Source organism: Variovorax sp. GW822-FHT04E09, from assembly GCF_058800845.1.
Genome location: NZ_JBXAMR010000002.1, coordinates 374,156 through 391,605 on the forward strand (window position 1 = coordinate 374,156; position 17,450 = coordinate 391,605).

The window sequence follows — 17,450 nt, forward strand, 5'->3', positions numbered from 1 at the left end:
AGGGCGGTCGATAGGGCCGCCCTCGCTTCAACGCAATGCCCGGGCCTACATGAAGAAGTCGTCCAGCGGTGGCGGCGCCACGACACCCACCAGTTGCACTTCGAAGTCGGCGGTGCCGTTGCCGTCGATATCGGCCTGCAGCGTCTGGGTGGCGACGTCGAACCTCAGCTGTCCGGCCACGTTGGTGAACGCTGCATCGCCGAGGTAGCTGAAGGCGTCGTCCGCGTTCGCGTTGCCCGAAATGGCGTCGATGCCCGACAGGTCGAGCGTGTCCGCACCGCTCATGAATCCGGTGACCACGTCCCTGTTCGCACCGGCCGCACTCTCGGCCACGGCATTGAAGTCGTAGATATCGTTGTCATCGCCCCCGGTGAGCGAGTCCTTGCCCAGTCCGCCGGTCAGCGTGTCGTTGCCGCCGCCGCCGTTGAGCGTGTCGTTGCCCGCGCTGCCCTGGATCGCTTCGTTGTCCGCACCGCCGGTGAAGGCGGTGCCGCCGACGATGCCGACGTCCAGCACCTGCGTCGCGGTGGCGTCGCCATCGGCGTCCTTGACCGCCAGCGAGAACTGCAGGTTGGCGTCGAGCTGGCCGCTGTTGAGCGTGACGAACCCGATGTCCGAGATCTTGATGACGTCGTTGTCGGACGTGGCCGCTTCGGGGTTGGCCGTGCCGGGTGTTCCCGAGAATTCCTGCAGCGTGGTGCTGTTGCCGCCGGCCCCGGTCAGCGCATTGAGGTTGATGGCCGTGCCCGTCACGCCTTCGGTCGACACCAGCAGTTGCGCCCCTTCGATGACGTAGTTCTCGGTGCCGGTGTTGAAGTCGTTCGACTCGATGATGACCGCGCCGTCGTTGTTGTCCAGCGAGATGCTGTACGGGGCCGGAATGGTGCCGCCGGATTTGATGATGTCGGCGTTGTCGATGATGATGGCCTTCGTCGTGCGGCTGCCGTCGTCCGGGTCCACCAGCTTGAGCACGAGCACCAGGTCCTCGCTGCCGATGCCGTCGAACTTGAGGAACATGCCGGCGGCCTGCGTGGTCGGCGTCGCGGTCGTGAAGCCGAACGGGTTCGCGGCGAAGAAGTCGAGGTCCAGCACCTCGCCCTGCTGGATGGTGTCGCCCGCCACGCCGTTGGCCAGGTTGGACACACTCACCCACGTCCCTGCCTGCTTGAACAGCTCGCCGTTCACGAAGGCGGTTCCGTTGGCCGTGCCCAACGGGGCTGCCGGAGCGATCGCCTGGATGTTGTTGGCACCGGTGCCGCCGCCCGGCTCGCTGTAGCCGGTGAACTGCACGAAGAAGTTGCTGCTCAACTGGGCCACCGACACGTCGGGCTGCGTCTGGTCGACCGTCGATGTGCCCACCGTGTAGCCGGTGAAGCCCAGCGCCTGGCCGGTCGAGACGGTGTTGAAGCCCGCGATGGGCGCATTCAGCGCGAGCGAGTAGGTGCCGTTCACCTTGTCGAAGCTCAGCGTGCCGGTCGCGTTGGTGGTGGTGGCCGAGCCCGGGTCCGGCTTGTAGCTGAAGCTCACGGCGAACGAGGCGCCCGTCGCCGTCTCGGCAGTCCAGGTCACCGTCGGGCTGGTGATCGCCGCATTGCCCACCGTGCCGGTCAGTGTGATCGCTGAAAAGTCGGAGTTGGAGACGCTGTAGCTCGACCGCGCGTCGGCGCCGATCTCGTAGTCGAAGGTGCCGGTGCCGCCGGGCGACGGGTTGCTGGTGTTCGCGTAGATGAGGTCGCTGCGGGCCACGATGGTCGGTCCGTCGTCCTCGAAGTTCAGGGCCTGGCCGATGTTGAGGAAGTCCGAGCCCGTGTTCTGGTCGCCGTCCTTGTCGGTGATGGTGTCGGTGCGGGTCAGCACTATCAGGTCGGCTGCAGTGAGCGTCTTCGAGTCGTCCGGGTTGGTGGCGTCCGGGTGCACGACGGCGCGCTGCTGGTCGAGCGTGACGAGGCCCGCGGCGTTCACGCTGACGGTGAAGACCAGCAATCCGCTGCCGGCCGTGCGCCCTTCGACCACGCCGCCGGCGGTGAGGGTCAACACCACGCTCTGGTTGCTGAGCGTGTCGACCAGGCCCGAGGCAACGCCCGCGCTCTTGACGCTCAGCGCGTAGGCGCTGGTGACCGTGCCGGCGCCGTCCGCGCCGTAGGTCGGCGTGCTGGTGAAGTTGTCGGCGAAGCTGGCCGATGCGTTGGTGGCCAGGATGGTTTCGTCCACCGTCAGTGGATCGGCGGCCGCCGTGTCGGCCACCGTGATGCTCGGGCCGTCGTCCTCGAAGTTCAAGGCCTGGCCGATGTTCAGGAAATCCGAGCCCGTGTTCTGGTCGCCGTCCTTGTCAGTGACGGTGTCGGTGCGCGTCAGCACGATCAGGTCGGCCGCGGCGAGCGTCTTCGAGTCGTCCGGGTTGGTGGCGTCCGGATGCACGACGGCGCGCTGCTGGTCGAGCGTGACGAGGCCCGCAGCGTCCACGCTGACGGTGAAGACCAGCGCACCGCTGATGGCGGTACGCCCTTCGACCACGCCGGCGTTGACGGTCAGCACCACGCTCTGGTTCGTCAGGGTGTCGACGAGGCCCGAGGCGACGCCCGCGCTCTTGACGCTCAGCGCATAGGCGCTGGTGACCGTGCCTGCGCCGTCCGCGCCGTAGGTTGGCGTGCTGGAGAAGTTGTCGGCGAAGCTGGCCGAGGCGTTGGTGGCCAGGGCAGTTTCATCCACTGTCAACGTGTCAGGCGATGCCGTGTCGGCCACCACGATGCTCGGCCCATCGTCCTCGAAGTTCAGGGCCTGGCCGATGTTGAGGAAGTCCGACCCGGTGTTCTGGTCGCCGTCCTTGTCGGTGATGGTGTCGGTGCGCGTCAGCACGATCAGGTCGGCCGCGGCCAGCGTCTTCGAGTCGTCCGGGTTGGTGGCGTCCGGGTGCACGACGGCGCGCTGCTGGTCGAGCGTGACGAGGCCCGCAGCGTCCACGCTGACGGTGAAGACCAGCGCACCGCTGATGGCGGTACGCCCCTCGACCACGCCGGCGTTGACGGTCAGCACCACGCTCTGGTTCGTCAGGGTGTCGACGAGGCCCGAGGCGATGCCCGCGCTCTTGACGCTGAGCGCGTAGGCGCTGCTGGTCGTGCCTGCGCCGTCCGCGCCATAGGTCGGCGTGCTGGAGAAGTTGTCTGCAAAGCTGGCCGATGCGTTGGTGGCCAGGGCGCTCTCATCCACCGTCAATGCGTCGGGCGGTGCCGTGTCGGCCACCGTGATGCTCGGTCCGTCGTCCTCGAAGTTCAGGGCCTGGCCGATGTTGAGGAAGTCCGAACCCGTGTTCGGGTCGCCGTCCCTGTCGGTGATGGTGTCGGTGCGCGTCAGCACGATCAGGTCGGCTGCGGCGAGCGTCTTCGAATCGTCCGGGTTGGCGGTGTTCGGATGCACGATCGCACGCACCTGGTCGAGCGTGACCGTGCCGGCGGCGTTGACGCTCACCGTGAAGACAATGTCGCCCGTGGCGGCCGCCGCGGCGTCCGTGCCCTGGCGCCCCTCGACGACGCCCGAGGCGTTGAGGAACAGGAACACGCTGTTGCCGGTGGCCACGTCGTCCAGCCCGGAGTCCGCGCCGCTGGTCTTCAGGCTCAGCGCGTAGGTGCTGCTGACCGTGCCTGCGCCGTCCGCGCCGTAGCTCGGCGTGCTGGTGAAGTTGTCGGCGAAGCTCGCCGACGCGTTGGTGGCCAGGGCGCTCTCGTCCACCGTCAATGCGTCAGGGGGCGCCGTGTCGGTCACCGCGATGCTCGGCCCGTCGTCCTCGAAGATCATCTGCGAGCCGATCTGCGCCGTGGCGGTGGACGACCGCAGCAGCCGGAAGCCCCCGATGTCGAAGTCCGCGTGCGTGTTGCCCGAGGCATTGAGGGCCGCCCCGTTTTCGATGAGCACGCGGTTGTGGTCCGCCGACGTCGTGTATTCGATCGACTGGCCGGCCACGACGCCGGTGATGGTCGCGACGCCGCCGGTGATGCTGATGGCAAGGCTCGAACTCAGTCCGCCTTCGGCACCGGCCGAGAAGGTTTCGAGCACGGCCCCGGTGACGGAATTGAGCACGCGCACGCTGGTGATCGCCACCGTCGCGTCGCCTGCATAGCCGTCGATGAAGCTGTTGCCGGACTCCGCCGCCGTGCTGAAGGCCGAGATCTTGACCTGGGCACTCTTGCCGCTTTGCAGCTGCACCACGTCGAAGTCGGCGGTCCTCGCGCCGAACATGCCGGTGAAGTCGATGTTCGACTCCAGGTCGGCCTCGTTCTGGTCCAGGTTCGGAATGGTGACGTCCGCCCGGGCACCCGTCACGAACGTGAAGCGGATGCCTTCCTGCTCGGTGATCATCTGGCTGTTGGTGCCGAACGTGGTCGGCCCGCCCGCCTTGCTGGTGTTGATCGTGTCGCCGGTCGAGATGTTGATGTCGTCGGCGGTGCTGTTGGGGTTGGCGCCGGACTGGTTGGCCGGGTCCTTGCCGGTCGCGATGATCGACACGTTGGAGATGCGGCCATCGACGATGGTCGGACTGCCGGTCGTGAACATCAGGAACAGGTTCTGGCCGGAGGGCGCGTCCTCGAGGTTGAACTCCGTGTCCTGGCTGACGCTGACGAAGACCTTGTCCGTCAGGTCGATCGGATCGTCGGCGTTGGCCGCGTCGGGGTTCGACATCGCTTCGTACTGGACGGTCCAGATCTTGGCGCCGTTCACCGGGCTGCCCGTCTCTTCCAGGTAGGCGGCGAACACGACGGCATTGAGGGCGGTCTTTCCGTAGACGACGTTGTTGTTGGTCGCGTCGGTGTACAGGAAGATGTCTTCGCCGTCGGCCGTATTGAGGCCGCTGTCCAGGCCATTGAGCGGCGCGCCGTTCGCGTCCGTGAAGGACATGTCGGTGACCGTGCCCGTCACGCTGAACGTGAAGGCGTTGGTGCCGGTGTTGGTCCCGTTGTAGCCACTCAACGCCGCGTTGATGGCGGTGCCGACGCCTTGGGCCGTCAGGCGGGTGCTGAAGGCGGTGGGCAGCGAACTTGCGGAGATGTCATTGTCGTTACTGTCGCCGGCGGCAGCGGGAGTAGCGGCAAGGTTCTGCAAATTGGCGGATTCATCCAGGGTGACGGTCGAGCCGGCCGTCAGGTTGAGCGCAGCCATGGGAACTCCTTGGTTGAAAAGATGCGCCGACTGGAATCAGTGCTCCCGATTGACCTGCATGCACTGGCGATCAACCACGTTCACATATCAGCAAAGAGGAATGCTGAACCGCCGGGCTGCGCCCTGTCCATAGGATAAAAGTTGTCACCCATTGGGTGATGCGCCGCGCCGATCGCGCGCCCTTACCCTTTGATACCTTGCGAGGTCGGCAGACCTGTCTGCAGGAATTTGTGGTCTTTATCATTAAGCTCCGGCTGCCTCCCAATAGGCACCTCGGAGGGAAACCATGGAACAAGTCCCACTGCCGTCTGCTGGGCTGGAACCTGCGTGGAACGCAGACCCGCTGCCGTTCATGCAGGGCTTGCGTCCCCTGTCGCCGTTCGCGCCCTCCGTGCCACCCGCGCTGTTGGCATCGGACTGTTTTCAACCGGCGTTCCCCGACCTCCCTTGCCCTGCGGCCGACCTCCGCGTGCCGGTGCTTGTCGCCACCGGCACCGGCCGCGCGTCACCGCGGTTCGGGCAGGGCCTGCTGGCCTCGCGGCAGCGGGCCGGGCGGGTGTACGAGGTCGCGTGCGTGCAGGTGAACAGCCTCTTCGAGCTGGAAGCCCGCTGCCGGCCGCAGGCGCCTCGTCTGCTGCTGGTGGACATCGCGCTGATGGCGCCGGAGAGCGTCGCCAGCCTGGACGGTCTGCGCCGCCGCTTTCCCGCCACCGACTGGCTCCTCGGCTGGGAGGCGCCGTCCCCGCAGGGCCTGGATGCCGCGCTCCGCAGCCAGGCGCGCGGCAGCGTCGAGTGGGCCGCGAGCGCCGAGCAGTTCGCGCAATCGCTGGACGCCGTGCTGGCGGGTACCCTGGGCTTTCCGGGGCCGGTGGTGCAGGCGCTGTACCTGTGCGTGCTGCGCGCGAAGGCCAGCGGCGGGCGGTCGGCGTCCGGCGGTGCCACGCCGGCCCTCCGGCTGACTGCACGGGAAGACGAGGTGCTGTCGCTCATGCACCGGGACATGACCAACAAGCAGATCGCCGAGCGGCTCGGCATCAGCGTCAACACGGTCAAGAAGCACCTTGCGCACGTGTTCGCGAAGCAGGGGCCGCACAGCCGGCGCTGGCACCTCGTCTGACCCGTGGCCGGCATCGGCTTTGCGCCCACCCGGGCGCCGACGCGGTAGATTCGTGACCGCGCGTGCCGGCTCCGGCACGCGCCTGTCAGCTTCAACAAAGGTCAAGGGTGCGCATGAACAGGGTCTGGCTCGTGGTGATGGGGGTTTCGGGCTGCGGCAAGTCCAGCATGGGCGCGGCGCTGGCCACCGCGTTCGGGCTGCCGCTGATCGAGGGCGATGACCACCATCCGCCCGCCAACGTCGACAAGATGAGCCGCGGCATCGCGCTCACCGACGCCGACCGCGCCGGCTGGCTGGCCACGCTGGGCCGCGCCCTGGCCGACGCGCCGCAGGGCGCCGTCATGACCTGCTCCGCGCTCAAGCGCAGCTACCGCGACCAGTTGCGCGCCGCCGCGCCGGGCCTGCGCTTCGTGTTCATGCAGATCGACCGCGCCGAGGCCGAGCGCCGCGTGGCCGCGCGCGCGGGCGCCGGGCTGCACATGTTCCCGGCCAGCCTCGTGGCCAACCAGTTCGCCACGCTCGAATCGCCGGTGGGCGAGGCCGGCGTGCTGGCGGTGGATGCGACGGCGCCGCTGGCGCAGTCGGTCGGCGTGGTGCGCGACTGGCTGGCCGACGCCGGCTGAAGGGCGAGCGCCTTCCTTACTCGATGACTTCGGGCCAGTCCGTGTGGAAGAACTGGCCTTCGGGCTTGTCGACCCGCTCGTACGTGTGCGCCCCGAAGAAATCGCGCTGCGCCTGCAGCAGGTTCGCGCTCAGACGCGCCGTGCGGTAGCTGTCGTAGTAGGCCAGCGACGCGCTGAAGGCCGGCACCGGGATGCCGTTACTGACCGCCAGCGCCACCACCTCGCGCCAGTTCTGCTGCGTGCGGTTCAGCAGGTTTTGAAAGAACGGATCGAGCATCAGGTTGCCCAGCGCCGGGTCGCGGCGGAAGGCGTCGGTGATGCGGTTCAAAAAGCGCGCGCGGATGATGCAGCCGCCGCGCCAGATCGAGGCGATGCCGCCCAGGTCGAGCTGCCAGCCTTTCTTCTCGCCCATCGTCTGGATCAGGTCGAAGCCCTGCGTATAGCTGATGACCTTCGAGGCATAGAGCGCGTCGTGCACCTTGGCCACCAGCGCCTTTTTCTCCAGCGACAGTGCGATCTTCGGCCCCTGCAGCAGCTGGCTGGCCGCCACGCGCTGCTTCTTCTGCGACGACAGCACGCGCGCCTCGACGGCGGCGTTGATGGTGCTGATGACCACCGCGTTCTCGGCCGCGTTCAGCAGCGTCCACTGGCCCGTGCCCTTCTGGCCGGCCTTGTCCAGAATGAGGTCGACCACCGGCTGGCCGGTTTCCGGGTCTTTCTGCTCGAGCGCCTTGGCGGTGATCTGGATCAGGTAGCTCTGCAGCTCGCCCTCGTTCCATTCGTTGAAGATCGCGGCCATCTCATCGGTCGTGAAGCCGGCGGCCTTGAACAGGCTGTAGGCCTCGCAGATCAGCTGCATGTCGCCGTACTCGATGCCGTTGTGCACCATCTTCACGTAGTGCCCCGCGCCGCCCGGGCCGATGTGGATCACGCAGGGCTCGCCGTCCACCTTGGCCGCGATGCTCTCGAAGATCGGCTTCATCACCTCCCAGGTCGACGCCGGGCCGCCCGGCATGATCGACGGCCCCTTGCGCGCGCCTTCCTCGCCGCCCGACACGCCCGCGCCGATGAAGCGCAGGCCCTTGCTCGCAAGGTAGGCGTCGCGGCGTTCGGTGTCGGTGTACAGGCTGTTGCCGCCGTCGATGACGATGTCGTCCTTGTCGAGCAGCGGAATGAGCTGCTCGATCACCTGGTCGACCGGCGCGCCGGCCTTCACCATGATCTGGATCTTGCGGGGCTTGGCCAGGCTCTGGACGAATTCTTCGAGCGTCTTCGCGCCCACCAGCTGCTTGCCGGGGTGGGCGGCCATGAAGGCCTCGGTGGTGGCCTCGGTGCGGTTGTAGACGCTGACCTGGAAGCCGCGGCTTTCCACGTTCAGCACCAGGTTCTGCCCCATCACGGCCAGGCCGATCAATCCGAAATCGCTTTGCTTGCTCATGTGTGCCGGGCCCTTCGTGCGTGTGCGGTGGATGAAGCGGGCCATTGTGCCGGGCGCCTGCGCGGCGCGGCGTCGGAGGGCGTCTATACCCGCTTGGCAAACGGGCCCGGGCTGGCTATGTTGGCGGGATGACTTCCGCCGCCATGCCCGCAGCCCCTGCTGCGATCCACACCTGGTCGACCGACACCGTGCCGCCGCCGCAGCGGCTGGACTACTGGATCGGCGCAGTCTGCGAAGGCTTTCTCGAGATGGACGTGACCAGCCCGCTTGCCGGTGGCTTCGGCGCCTCGCTCGAATCCGCGCCGCTGGGGCCGCTGCACGTGAACCGGGTGCGCGGCAGCGCGCAGGACGTGTACCGCACGCGCCGCGCCATCGCCCACAGCCGCCACAACTTCTACTACCTGCTGTGCAAGGCCGACTCGCCCTGGGTCGCGGTGCAGGAAGAGCGCTCGGCGCGCCTGCTGCCCGGCGACGCGGTGCTGGTCGATTCGCGGCGCTGCTACGCCTTCCACCTGCAGCAGTCGGCCGACACGGTGTCGATCGAGCTGCCGACCGCGTGGGTCGAGTCGTGGCTGCCCGATGCCGGCGACCACGTGGCACGCCGCATCGACGGCCACAGCGGCTGGGGCGCGGCGCTCAGTGGCTTCGCGCAGGCGCTGTCGCCCGAGGTGGCCCTGCGGCCGCCGCTGCCGGCGGCGCTGCTGGCCGACCAGCTCGGCGGCCTGCTGGCCCTGGCGCTCGGCCCCGGCGTGGCGGTGCCCGACGCCTGTGGCCGCGCCGCCTTGCGCCAGCGCGTGCTCGACGCCACGCGCGAACGCCATGCCGAGCCGGGCCTCACGGCCGCGGCCGTGGCGCAGGGGCTCGGCATTTCGGAGCGCAGCCTGCACCGCTGCCTCGCGGAAGGGGCAGGGGATGGCACCACCACTTTCGCCAACGCGCTGGCCGCCTGCCGCATGCAGGTGGCGCAGCGCATGCTGGCCGATGCGCGCTTCGACCGCCTGAGCGTGGCGCAGATCGGCCTGCGCGTCGGGCTGGCCGACGCCTCGCACTTCGTGCGCCTGTGCCGCCGCCACCTGGGCGGCACGCCAGGGGCGCTGCGGCAGTCGCGCGGCTGAACGCCGGCTACGCCCCGAACCAGTCGCGCGCCGACCGCCCCTGGTCCGGCCCCAGCATCGAGAAGCCGCCATCGACCGGGATGTCCGCACCGGTGACGAAGCGCGCCGCGTCCGAGCACAGGAACAGCACCACCTGCGCCACGTCGTCGCCGTCGCCCACGCGGCCCAGCGGGTGCATCGGCGCGCCGACGCGGTCGGCCCGTGTGCGGTCGCCGTTCGTCATGCGCGACAGCGCGTCCGACCAGGTCCAGCCCGGCGACACCGAGTTCACCCGCACGCCCCGCGGCGCCAGCGTGGCGGCCTGGTTGCGCGTGAGCTGCAGGATGGCGGCCTTGGCCGCCGGGTACAGCGCCCGGCCCGCCGCGCCGAACTTGCCGCCGACGCTGCCCATGTTCACGATGGCGCCGCCGTGTGCGGCCAGTGCGTCGGCGGTCTTCTGCACGAGCATCGCGCCGGAGACGAGGTTGACGTTCAGCGCGCCCAGCCAGTCGGCGCGCGCGGCATCCAGCCCCGCATCGCCGTAGACCACCGCGTTGTTGATGAGGAAATCGATGCGGCCTTCGGTGCGAAGCGTGCCGGTCACGAGCGCATCGAGCGCGTCGTCCGAGGCGATGTCGCAGGCGACGAAGCGGCAGCCCGCGCCCACGTCGGCCGCCAAGGCGGCGCCGCGCGCCGTGTCGATGTCGACCGCCACCACGCGCGCGCCGGCCTGCACGAAGGCGCGCACGATGGCGCTGCCCAGCAGCGCGGCGGCGCCGGTGACGATCGCGACCTTGCCTTGCAGCGTCGTCATGGCCGGCCTCCCATCTGCGCGATGGCGTCGTCCACGCGCACCACGTCCGCGAGCATCGCCAGGGTTTCGAGGCTCGCCGCCTGCAGGTGCGCCTGTGCGGTGCTGCAGGCGTCGGCGACCACCGCCACGTCGTAGCCCAGGTCGCTCGCATGGCGTGCGCCGTGCTCGACGACGTGGTTGGTCGCGATGCCGGCCACGTACAGGCGACTGGCGCCGGTGGCGCGCACCACCTCTTCGAGCCCGCTGGCCCAGAAGGGGTTGTTGCGCTTGTGGGTGACGACGGCCTCGCCCGGCCGCGGCGCGAGTTCGTCGTAGAAGCCCGCGCCCCAGCTGCCTTCCTGCACCGCGCCGCTCTCGGCCACGCGGCGGAACAGCGTGCAGTTGCGCAGGCAGTCCGAATAGTCGGGCGCGAAGGCGATGCGCACGAAGATCACCGGCACGCCGTTCGCGCGCGCCCCGGCGATGAGCCGCGCGGCCGAGGCGATGAGGCGCGGGCGCGCCGGGTCGTCGGCGGCCACGCCCACGCGCACCTTGCCGTCGACGTGCAGCACGTCGTTCTGGTAGTGCATCGCCAGCAGCGCGGCCTTCACAGGAACACCTGCAGGGCTTCGTGCGGCGCGTCGCAGTTCACGAGGTCGACGCGCTTGGTCTGGATGCGCCAGCCGTCGTCGGCGCGGCGCAGCGTGTGCAGCACGCTGCCGCCGAAGGTGCGCTGTTCGGTCTTGCGCCATTCCAGCAGCAGGAAGGTCGAGCGCACGGTGCAGCCCGCGTCGTCGCGTGCTTCGAGCGCGATGTTGCCCAGCACGTGCACGGTGCGCGTGGGCGGCTGCTGCGAGTAGGCGCGGGCCTGCTCGAGCCGCCGCGCGCGCATCGAGCGCAGCAGGGCGTCCTCGCAGAACAGCGAGGCGTGGTTGAGGTGGTCGGCCTGGCCGTGCACCAGCGGCACCCAGTACAGGCCGTCGGGCGTGAAGAGCTTCTGCCATTCGTCCCAGCGGTGCTCGTCGAGCAGGCGCGCCTCGTGGTGCAGGAACTGCGTGAGGTCTTGCTGTTCGTTCCAGTCGCGGAAGTTCATTCGGCGCTCCCGGTTTGCACGCCCGTGTCGACGCCCATGTAGCCGGCCCATGCCGCGAACATGTTGCGCGAGGGCATCTCGCTGTTGCCGTTGGACGCGCGCCCGCCCGGCAGCGGCTGGTCGCGCCCGGCGGCGCGGTGCATGCTCACCCAGTCGCCACCGTCCGAGCCCAGGCCCTCCTGCACGCGGTTGTAGGCCTCCAGGTCGTCGGGCATCACGTTCGACGAGGGCGAGTTGACGATGTTGGTGTACTTGAGCGTGCGCTGGAAGGTGGCCTCGGGCGCACCCTTCAGGCGGAAGCTGAAGATCTCGACCAGCGTGCGGTCCACCGACAGCGGGCGGATCACGCGGATCTGCTGGAACGAGGTGTGCGGCGAACAGCTCGGGTACACGATGGTGTTGTGCCGGTTCACGCGCAGGATCGCGTCGGCCTGTTCGGCGCCCTTCGCGGCTTCGAGCGAGGCCACGTAGGCCAGGCTCACCGGATCGGTCGGCGGCACGAAGATGCCTTCCATGAAACCGTGGCCGTGGTCGTAGCCCTTGAGCTCCAGCTTCTCCCAGAACTCCAGCGGCTCGCCGTTGCCGTCGACGATCACCACCTCGAAGGGCTTGGGCGTGCCGGCCGGCATGGCCTCGTGCTCTTCCTTGGCCGCGCGCCACGACGACTCGTGCGTGGCCACGGCGTGGATGGTGTCGTGCAGGTTCTCGAAGAAGATCTTCCAGTTGTTGCGCTGGATCACGCGCTGAACGCCGCCAGCCACTTCCACTTCGCCCTCGGGGGCGCGGTCGCAGAAGTTGTCGAGCGACGTGGCCACGCCACCCAAAAATTCCTTCAGATCAGGTCCGTCTTCCGACAGGCTGGCGAACACGAAGCCGCGGTGCGAAGCCACGCGCGCCACCTTGCGCACACCGTACTGCGGGTCCTTCAGGTCGAGCGCGGTGCATTCGTAGCCGCTGCGCAGCGGCACCGACAGCAGGCTGCCGTCGCACTTGAAGGTCCAGCCGTGGTACAGGCAGCGCAGGAACTTGCCGGCGCTGCCGCTGCCGTCGGGCACGAGCTTGGCGCCCTTGTGCGGGCAGCGGTTGAACATCACGTGCACCTGGCCGTCGGTGTGGCGCACCATCACCACGGGCTCGCGGCCCAGGCGGGTGGTGAAGTAGTCGCCGGGCTTGGGCACCTGGCTTTCGTGGCCGATGTAGATCCAGGCCTGGCCGAACACGCGGTCCATCTCCAGCTCGAAGATGGCGGGGTCGGTGTAGACGCGCTTGTGCACGCGGTCGGGCTGCACGAGCGACTGGATGTCGATCGGGCTTGTCGCCGCGATGGGGATGATGGGGATCACGGAATTCATCGGGTGGGTCTCCTGAAACGTCATCAGATGTCGAGCACCAGGTGCGGCGTCTTGGCGCGCGACACGCAGGTGCACAGGGTCTTGCCGTCCGCCTTCTCGCGCGGACTGAGGTTGTGGTCGCGGTGGTCGGGCACGCCCTCGACCACGTCCACCACGCACACGCCGCAGTCGCCCTGGCGGCAGTCGTACAGCGGGTCCAGGCCGGCGGCGATGAGCACGTCGAGCAGGCTCTGGTCGGGCGCCACGGTCAGCGTCTTGCCCGAGCGCAGCGTGCGCACCTCGAAGGGCGCGTCGCCTGCCTGCTCGATGGCGCCGGCGAAGAGTTCGAAGTGCACGTGGTCGTCGGGCCAGCCGAGCGCGCGGGCGGTGTCGACCACGGCCTGCACCATGCCGCGCGGGCCGCACACATGCAGGTGGCGACCGGGCACGGGCGCGGCGAGCAGCGCGCGCAGGTCGAGGCCGCGTGCCGGGTCGCCGCCGTCGTGCACCACGGTGCCGCCGAGCGCGCGCACCTCGTGCAGGTAGGCCGTGGCTTCTTCGCTGCGCGTGGCATAGACGAACTCGAAGGGGCGGGCTTCAGCCGCGAGCGAGCGCGCCATGCACAGCAGCGGCGTGATGCCGATGCCGCCGGCAATGAGCAGCGGTGGCGCGCTGCCCGCGTGCAAGGCGAAGTCGTTGCGCGGTGCGTGCGCGGCCAGCGCGGTGCCGGGTTGCAGCGCGTGCATCCAGGCCGAGCCGCCCGCGCCCTGCGGCTCGCACAGCACGGCGATCTCGCAGCGGTCGGAGCCGTCGTGCGGCTTGGCGAGCGAATACGCGCGCTGGCCCGAATGGCCGTTGGCCTGCACCACCTGCACGCCCAGGTGCGCGCCCGGCGCGAACGGCGGCAGCGGCTCGCCGCCGGCCGAGCGCAGCACGAAGGCCTTGATGGCCGGCGTGAGCGGCGTGACCGCGTCCACGACTAGCGCCAGCATGTCGGCGGCGCTGCTCATCCCAGGGGCAGCGCCGGGTCGGCGATGGTGAGGCCGGTCGACTTTTCCCAGCACGGCATCAGCGTGTTCGACGGCTGCGTTTCGTCGACCAGCTTGCGCGCCGTCTCGGCGCCGGCCACGGGCAGGCCCTTCGGATCGAGCAGGCCGATCTGCACCAGAACGCTGGCCTGGTCCCAGTAGATGTGCTCGTGGTAGAGCTTGTCGCCGCGGAACTTCACGATGGCCACGAGCGGAATCTCCACCGGCTTGCCGGTGGGCGCGATGCCCGGGAGCAGCCAGTCGATCTCGACCGTGTGGGTGAAGCTGAACAGTATCTCGTCCACGATCTGCGTAGCGCCCACCGTGCGCGAGATGGGCGTGAGCCGCGTGTCGGGCGGCGTGCTCGGAATGAAGTGGTGCTTGTAGAAGCGCGACAGCTCCTTGGCGCCCACGCCGCCGGTCATGGTCGGGATGTGGTTCACGTAGGGCTCGTTCACCATCGTGGCCATGGTGGCGACCACGTCGCGCGTGGCGAATTCGTACTCGCAGTGCTTGTCCCACAGCGCCGAGAGGTCGTACACCGGGCCGATCGCCTCCTTGAACAGCGCCATCGAGCGCTGGTGCGCCATGAGCGTGGAGGGTTTGTCGAAATGGTCGCCGCCGGTGCGTGCAAACGCATGGTCGACGCCGGGGTAGACATGCATCTGCGCATCGGGCTTGCCGGCGAAGGCTTCGAGCACCTGGGCGCGGGCCTCGGGCGGGCAGAACTGATCGAGCTCGGCGAAGTGCAGGGCGATCGGGCATTCGATTTGCGGCACGAGGTCGAGTGCGCCTTCGATGCCCACGCCGTAGTAGCCCACGGCCGCGTCCACGCCCGAGTGCGCGGCGGCCAGGTAGGCCAGCTTGCCGCCGAGGCAGAAGCCCAGCGCGCCGACCTTGCCGGTGCAGGCCGGGTGCGCGCGCAGCGCCTTCACGCTCGCCGTGACGTCGGCCACGCCGGCTTCGATGTCGAACTTCTGGAAGAAGCCGAAGGCGCGCTGCCAGTCTTCGGGCGAGTAGCCCAGATCGACGCCGGGCTCCATGCGCCAGAACAGGTCGGGCGCGAGCACCACGTAGCCTTCCTGCGCATAGAGGTCGGCCACCTCGCGCACGTAGGCATTGACGCCGAAGATCTCCTGGCACAGCACGATGCCGGGGCCGCGCCCCGAGGCCGGCAGGGCCAGGTAGCCGCGAAAGGTCTGGGTGCCGTCGCCGGCCGGGATGTCGATGGTGTCGCTCATCGGTTCGTCTCTTGAAGTGGTGGGGTCGGCGGCGATTCTGTGGAGCGCGCCGGCCTGCTGTCTGTCCATTTCGTGCAGCGGTTTGCGCCGCACGAAACGGATAGCGGGGCGCCGCCGCCGCACAGAGACTGCGCCCTGCATTTGCAGCCCCCCACGTTCAACGAACTCACCCCGAGGAGACCTTTCATGTCGCAGGCCACGCCCCGATCCGTCTTGTGCGCGCTCACCGTCCTGGTGGGCGCGCTGGCTTTACCCGCGCAGGCGCAGACCGTGAAAGTCGGCCTGGCGATGGACCTGTCCGGCCCGTTTGCCGTCGGCGGCGCCGAGGCCAAGGCCGGCTTCGCCGTGGCGATGAAGCAGCTGGGCGGCAAGCTCGGCGGCGTGCCGGTGGAGTTCGTCGAAGCCGACACGGCCGGCAACCCCGAGATGGCGCGCCAGGTGGTCGAGCGCATGCTGCTGCGCGACAAGATCGACCTGTTCACCGGGCCCGTCGGTTCGTCGGTCGCGCTGGCCGTCGGCCCGCCGCTCTTCGCTGCCAAGGTGCCTTACCTGTCGAGCAACACCGGCCCGAGCGACTATTCGGGCGCGCGCTGCAACCCGTACTTCTTCGGCGCTTCGTACCCGAACGACGCGTACTACGAATCGGCCGGCAAGTTCGCGAGCGACAAGGGCTTCAAGAAGGTCGCGATGATCGCGCCCAGCTACCCCGGCGGCAAGGACGCCATCAACGGCTTCAAGCACACCTTCAAGGGCGCCGTGGGCGACGAGCTGTACACCAAGCTCGGGCAGCTTGACTACTCGGCGGAGCTGGCGCAGATCCGCGCCTCGAAGCCCGATGCGCTGTACTTCTTCCTGCCCGGCGCGATGGGCGTGAGCTTCATCAAGCAGTTCGTCGGCGCGGGGCTGTCGAAAGACGTGGCGCTGATCTCCACCGCCTTCTCGGCCGACGAGGACATGATTCCCGCTGTCGGCGAGCCGATGCTGGGCCTGTTCAACACCGCCCACTGGTCGTTCGACCTCGACAACCCGGCCAACCAGCGCTTCGTGGCCGCGTTCCGCCAGCAGAACAACGGGCGCAACCCGTCGTTCTATGCCGGCCAGGCCTACGACGTGCTCATGGCGATGGATGCGGCCGTGCGCGACGTCGGCGGCAAGGTGGCCGACAAGCCCGCGCTGCTCAAGGCGATCAAGGCGGCCAACTACAAGTCGGTGCGCGGCGATTTCCGCTACGGGCCGAACAACTTCCCGATCCAGAACTACTACCTGCGTGTGGTCGCCAAGGACGGCAGCGGGCGCATTGCCAACAAGGTGATCGGCACCGTGCTGGAGCGCTACCAGGATCGCACCGCCGCGCAGTGCGCGATGAAGTCCTGAGGATGTGTGTTCAGTGCCGCGCGGCAGGCAGCCGCGCGGGGTCGCGTGAGGTGTCGCGCGGCAGTTGCCCGAAGCGCTCGCGGTAGCAGGCGGCAAAGCGGCTCAGGTGCGAGAAGCCGCAGTTCAGCGCCACCTCGGTGACGCTGGCGCCGTCGTGCCGCGCCAGCTGCGCGTGCGCGGCATCGAGCCGCATGTTGCGCAGCACCTCGCCGGGCGACAGGTCGCGGTGGCGCCTGAAGAGCAGGGCGAGGCCGCGGCGCGTGACGCCCGCGGCCTGTGCCACCTCTTCGAGCGAGAGCAGCGAGTCGAGCCGCTCGCGCATGAATTCTTCAGCCCGCCGCAGCTGCCGCAGGCTGGTTTCTTCGGTGCCGCGCTGTGCGTCGGCATGCCGCTGCAGCACCGAGTTGGGCCGGTGGCACAGCAGGTAGAGCATGAGGTTGTCTTCGCAGTGCGCGAGCCAGCGCGGGTCGTGGCGCTCGAACTCGTTCGGTGGCAGCAGCGAAGCCAGGCTCGCCACCATGCGGCACCACTGCGTGCCCGCCGCGTCGTCCAGGCGCAGGGGCATGTCGAAATCGATCTCGCCGACGGTGTCGCCGCCGCGCAGCGCGAAGGCATGGCGCGCGACCTCCTGCAGGCGGCTGAGTTCGATCTTCAGCATCAGCTGTTCGCAGTCGGCGTGCCAGCGCAGGCGCACCGGCTTGTGGGCGGAAATGATGGCGCCCTGGCCGGGGTGGATCTGCAGCGTCTGTCCGCCGGTGTGGATGTCGGCACGGCCGCGCAGCGGCATCTGCACCAGCACGAAGTTGCCGAGCGCGTCGGGCTCGATGTCGACGTCGCAGCCGTAGCGCAGGATGCACAGCGACAGTGCGCTCATCTCGGCGCGGCAGAAGACGGCATCGACATCGCCCGCGCCCCACGCGCTGCGGTGCGGCTTCAGTTCGCGCGCCACGCGCGCGTCGGTCTCTTCGGCCTCGCGCGAGCGGAAGACCTCGCGCCTGTACAGCGGGGACAGTTGCTGACTCGACCATGCGTCCATGGACACTCCTGCGGGGCCAAAGTGGGGAAAGCGACGGAAACGGACGATTTTTTCTACGCTGGAATCTACGTGGGTGCGCCGCGCGCCGCCATGGGAGTTGCCCGGGCAACGGGCGTCCCCGTTGCAAGAAG

13 protein-coding genes are annotated in these 17,450 nt (G+C 68.9%); 4 read left to right on the top strand and 9 right to left on the bottom strand.

The features are described 5' to 3' along the window. Positions 1-45 precede the first annotated feature (45 nt). Complete coding sequence (locus tag AC1RL8_RS09110; RefSeq protein WP_492685095.1) at positions 46-5,151, bottom strand: DUF5801 repeats-in-toxin domain-containing protein; 5,106 nt, start codon at positions 5,149-5,151, stop codon at positions 46-48. A gap of 286 nt (positions 5,152-5,437) precedes the next feature. Here AC1RL8_RS09110 and AC1RL8_RS09115 point away from each other — a divergent pair, with 286 nt between their 5' ends. Both AC1RL8_RS09115 and AC1RL8_RS09120 read left to right on the top strand, forming a co-directional pair. Further along, the gene (locus tag AC1RL8_RS09115) at positions 5,438-6,268 is read left to right on the top strand and encodes a helix-turn-helix transcriptional regulator (protein ID WP_492685096.1); all 831 of its coding nucleotides are present in this window, start codon (positions 5,438-5,440) and stop codon (positions 6,266-6,268) included. Positions 6,269-6,381: 113 nt separating this feature from the next. Continuing rightward, positions 6,382-6,891, top strand: a complete 510-nt coding sequence (locus tag AC1RL8_RS09120) for a gluconokinase (protein ID WP_240531376.1) — start codon at positions 6,382-6,384, stop codon at positions 6,889-6,891. 16 nt (positions 6,892-6,907) lie between these two features. Here AC1RL8_RS09120 and gnd read toward each other — a convergent pair whose 3' ends face one another. Beyond that, a complete protein-coding gene (gene gnd, locus AC1RL8_RS09125; protein ID WP_492685097.1) occupies positions 6,908-8,329 on the bottom strand; it encodes a decarboxylating NADP(+)-dependent phosphogluconate dehydrogenase in 1,422 nt (473 codons plus the stop codon). Between the two features lie 128 nt (positions 8,330-8,457). On the opposite strand from gnd, the gene AC1RL8_RS09130 reads away from it, so the two are divergent. Next, positions 8,458-9,444 carry an AraC-like ligand-binding domain-containing protein gene (locus AC1RL8_RS09130; protein WP_492685098.1) on the top strand — a complete coding sequence of 329 codons (987 nt, stop codon included), beginning with the start codon at positions 8,458-8,460 and terminating at the stop codon, positions 9,442-9,444. Between the two features lie 7 nt (positions 9,445-9,451). Here AC1RL8_RS09130 and AC1RL8_RS09135 read toward each other — a convergent pair whose 3' ends face one another. Genes AC1RL8_RS09135 through AC1RL8_RS09160 form a run of 6 tightly spaced genes read right to left on the bottom strand, consistent with a single transcriptional unit; the run spans position 9,452 to position 14,909 of the window. After that, complete coding sequence (locus AC1RL8_RS09135; RefSeq protein ID WP_492685099.1) at positions 9,452-10,237, bottom strand: SDR family oxidoreductase; 786 nt, start codon at positions 10,235-10,237, stop codon at positions 9,452-9,454. Beyond that, positions 10,234-10,827 (bottom strand): cysteine hydrolase family protein, encoded by a 594-nt coding sequence (locus tag AC1RL8_RS09140; protein ID WP_492685100.1) that lies wholly within the window; start codon positions 10,825-10,827, stop codon positions 10,234-10,236. The genes AC1RL8_RS09135 and AC1RL8_RS09140 overlap by 4 nt, the downstream gene beginning before the upstream one ends. Continuing rightward, positions 10,824-11,309: an aromatic-ring-hydroxylating dioxygenase subunit beta gene (locus AC1RL8_RS09145; RefSeq protein WP_159277630.1), complete on the bottom strand. Its 486-nt coding sequence runs from the start codon at positions 11,307-11,309 to the stop codon at positions 10,824-10,826. Before AC1RL8_RS09145 ends, AC1RL8_RS09140 begins: the two co-directional genes overlap by 4 nt. Continuing rightward, entirely contained in the window at positions 11,306-12,661 is a 1,356-nt protein-coding gene (locus tag AC1RL8_RS09150; protein WP_492685101.1) for an aromatic ring-hydroxylating dioxygenase subunit alpha, read from the bottom strand. The genes AC1RL8_RS09145 and AC1RL8_RS09150 overlap by 4 nt, the downstream gene beginning before the upstream one ends. 23 nt (positions 12,662-12,684) lie before the next feature. Continuing rightward, a complete protein-coding gene (locus AC1RL8_RS09155) occupies positions 12,685-13,650 on the bottom strand; it encodes a PDR/VanB family oxidoreductase (RefSeq protein WP_492685102.1) in 966 nt (321 codons plus the stop codon). Further along, positions 13,647-14,909 (bottom strand): dienelactone hydrolase family protein, encoded by a 1,263-nt coding sequence (locus AC1RL8_RS09160; RefSeq protein ID WP_492685103.1) that lies wholly within the window; start codon positions 14,907-14,909, stop codon positions 13,647-13,649. Before AC1RL8_RS09160 ends, AC1RL8_RS09155 begins: the two co-directional genes overlap by 4 nt. Positions 14,910-15,095: 186 nt before the next feature. Between AC1RL8_RS09160 and AC1RL8_RS09165 the strand changes: the two genes are divergently transcribed. Continuing rightward, on the top strand, positions 15,096-16,283 hold the full coding sequence (locus AC1RL8_RS09165) for an ABC transporter substrate-binding protein (protein ID WP_489057511.1): 1,188 nt from the start codon (positions 15,096-15,098) through the stop codon (positions 16,281-16,283). A 10-nt stretch (positions 16,284-16,293) separates the two neighbouring features. Here the strand turns inward: AC1RL8_RS09165 and AC1RL8_RS09170 are convergent, their stop codons facing one another. Beyond that, complete coding sequence (locus AC1RL8_RS09170) at positions 16,294-17,319, bottom strand: AraC family transcriptional regulator (RefSeq protein ID WP_492685104.1); 1,026 nt, start codon at positions 17,317-17,319, stop codon at positions 16,294-16,296. Positions 17,320-17,450: the final 131 nt, after the last annotated feature.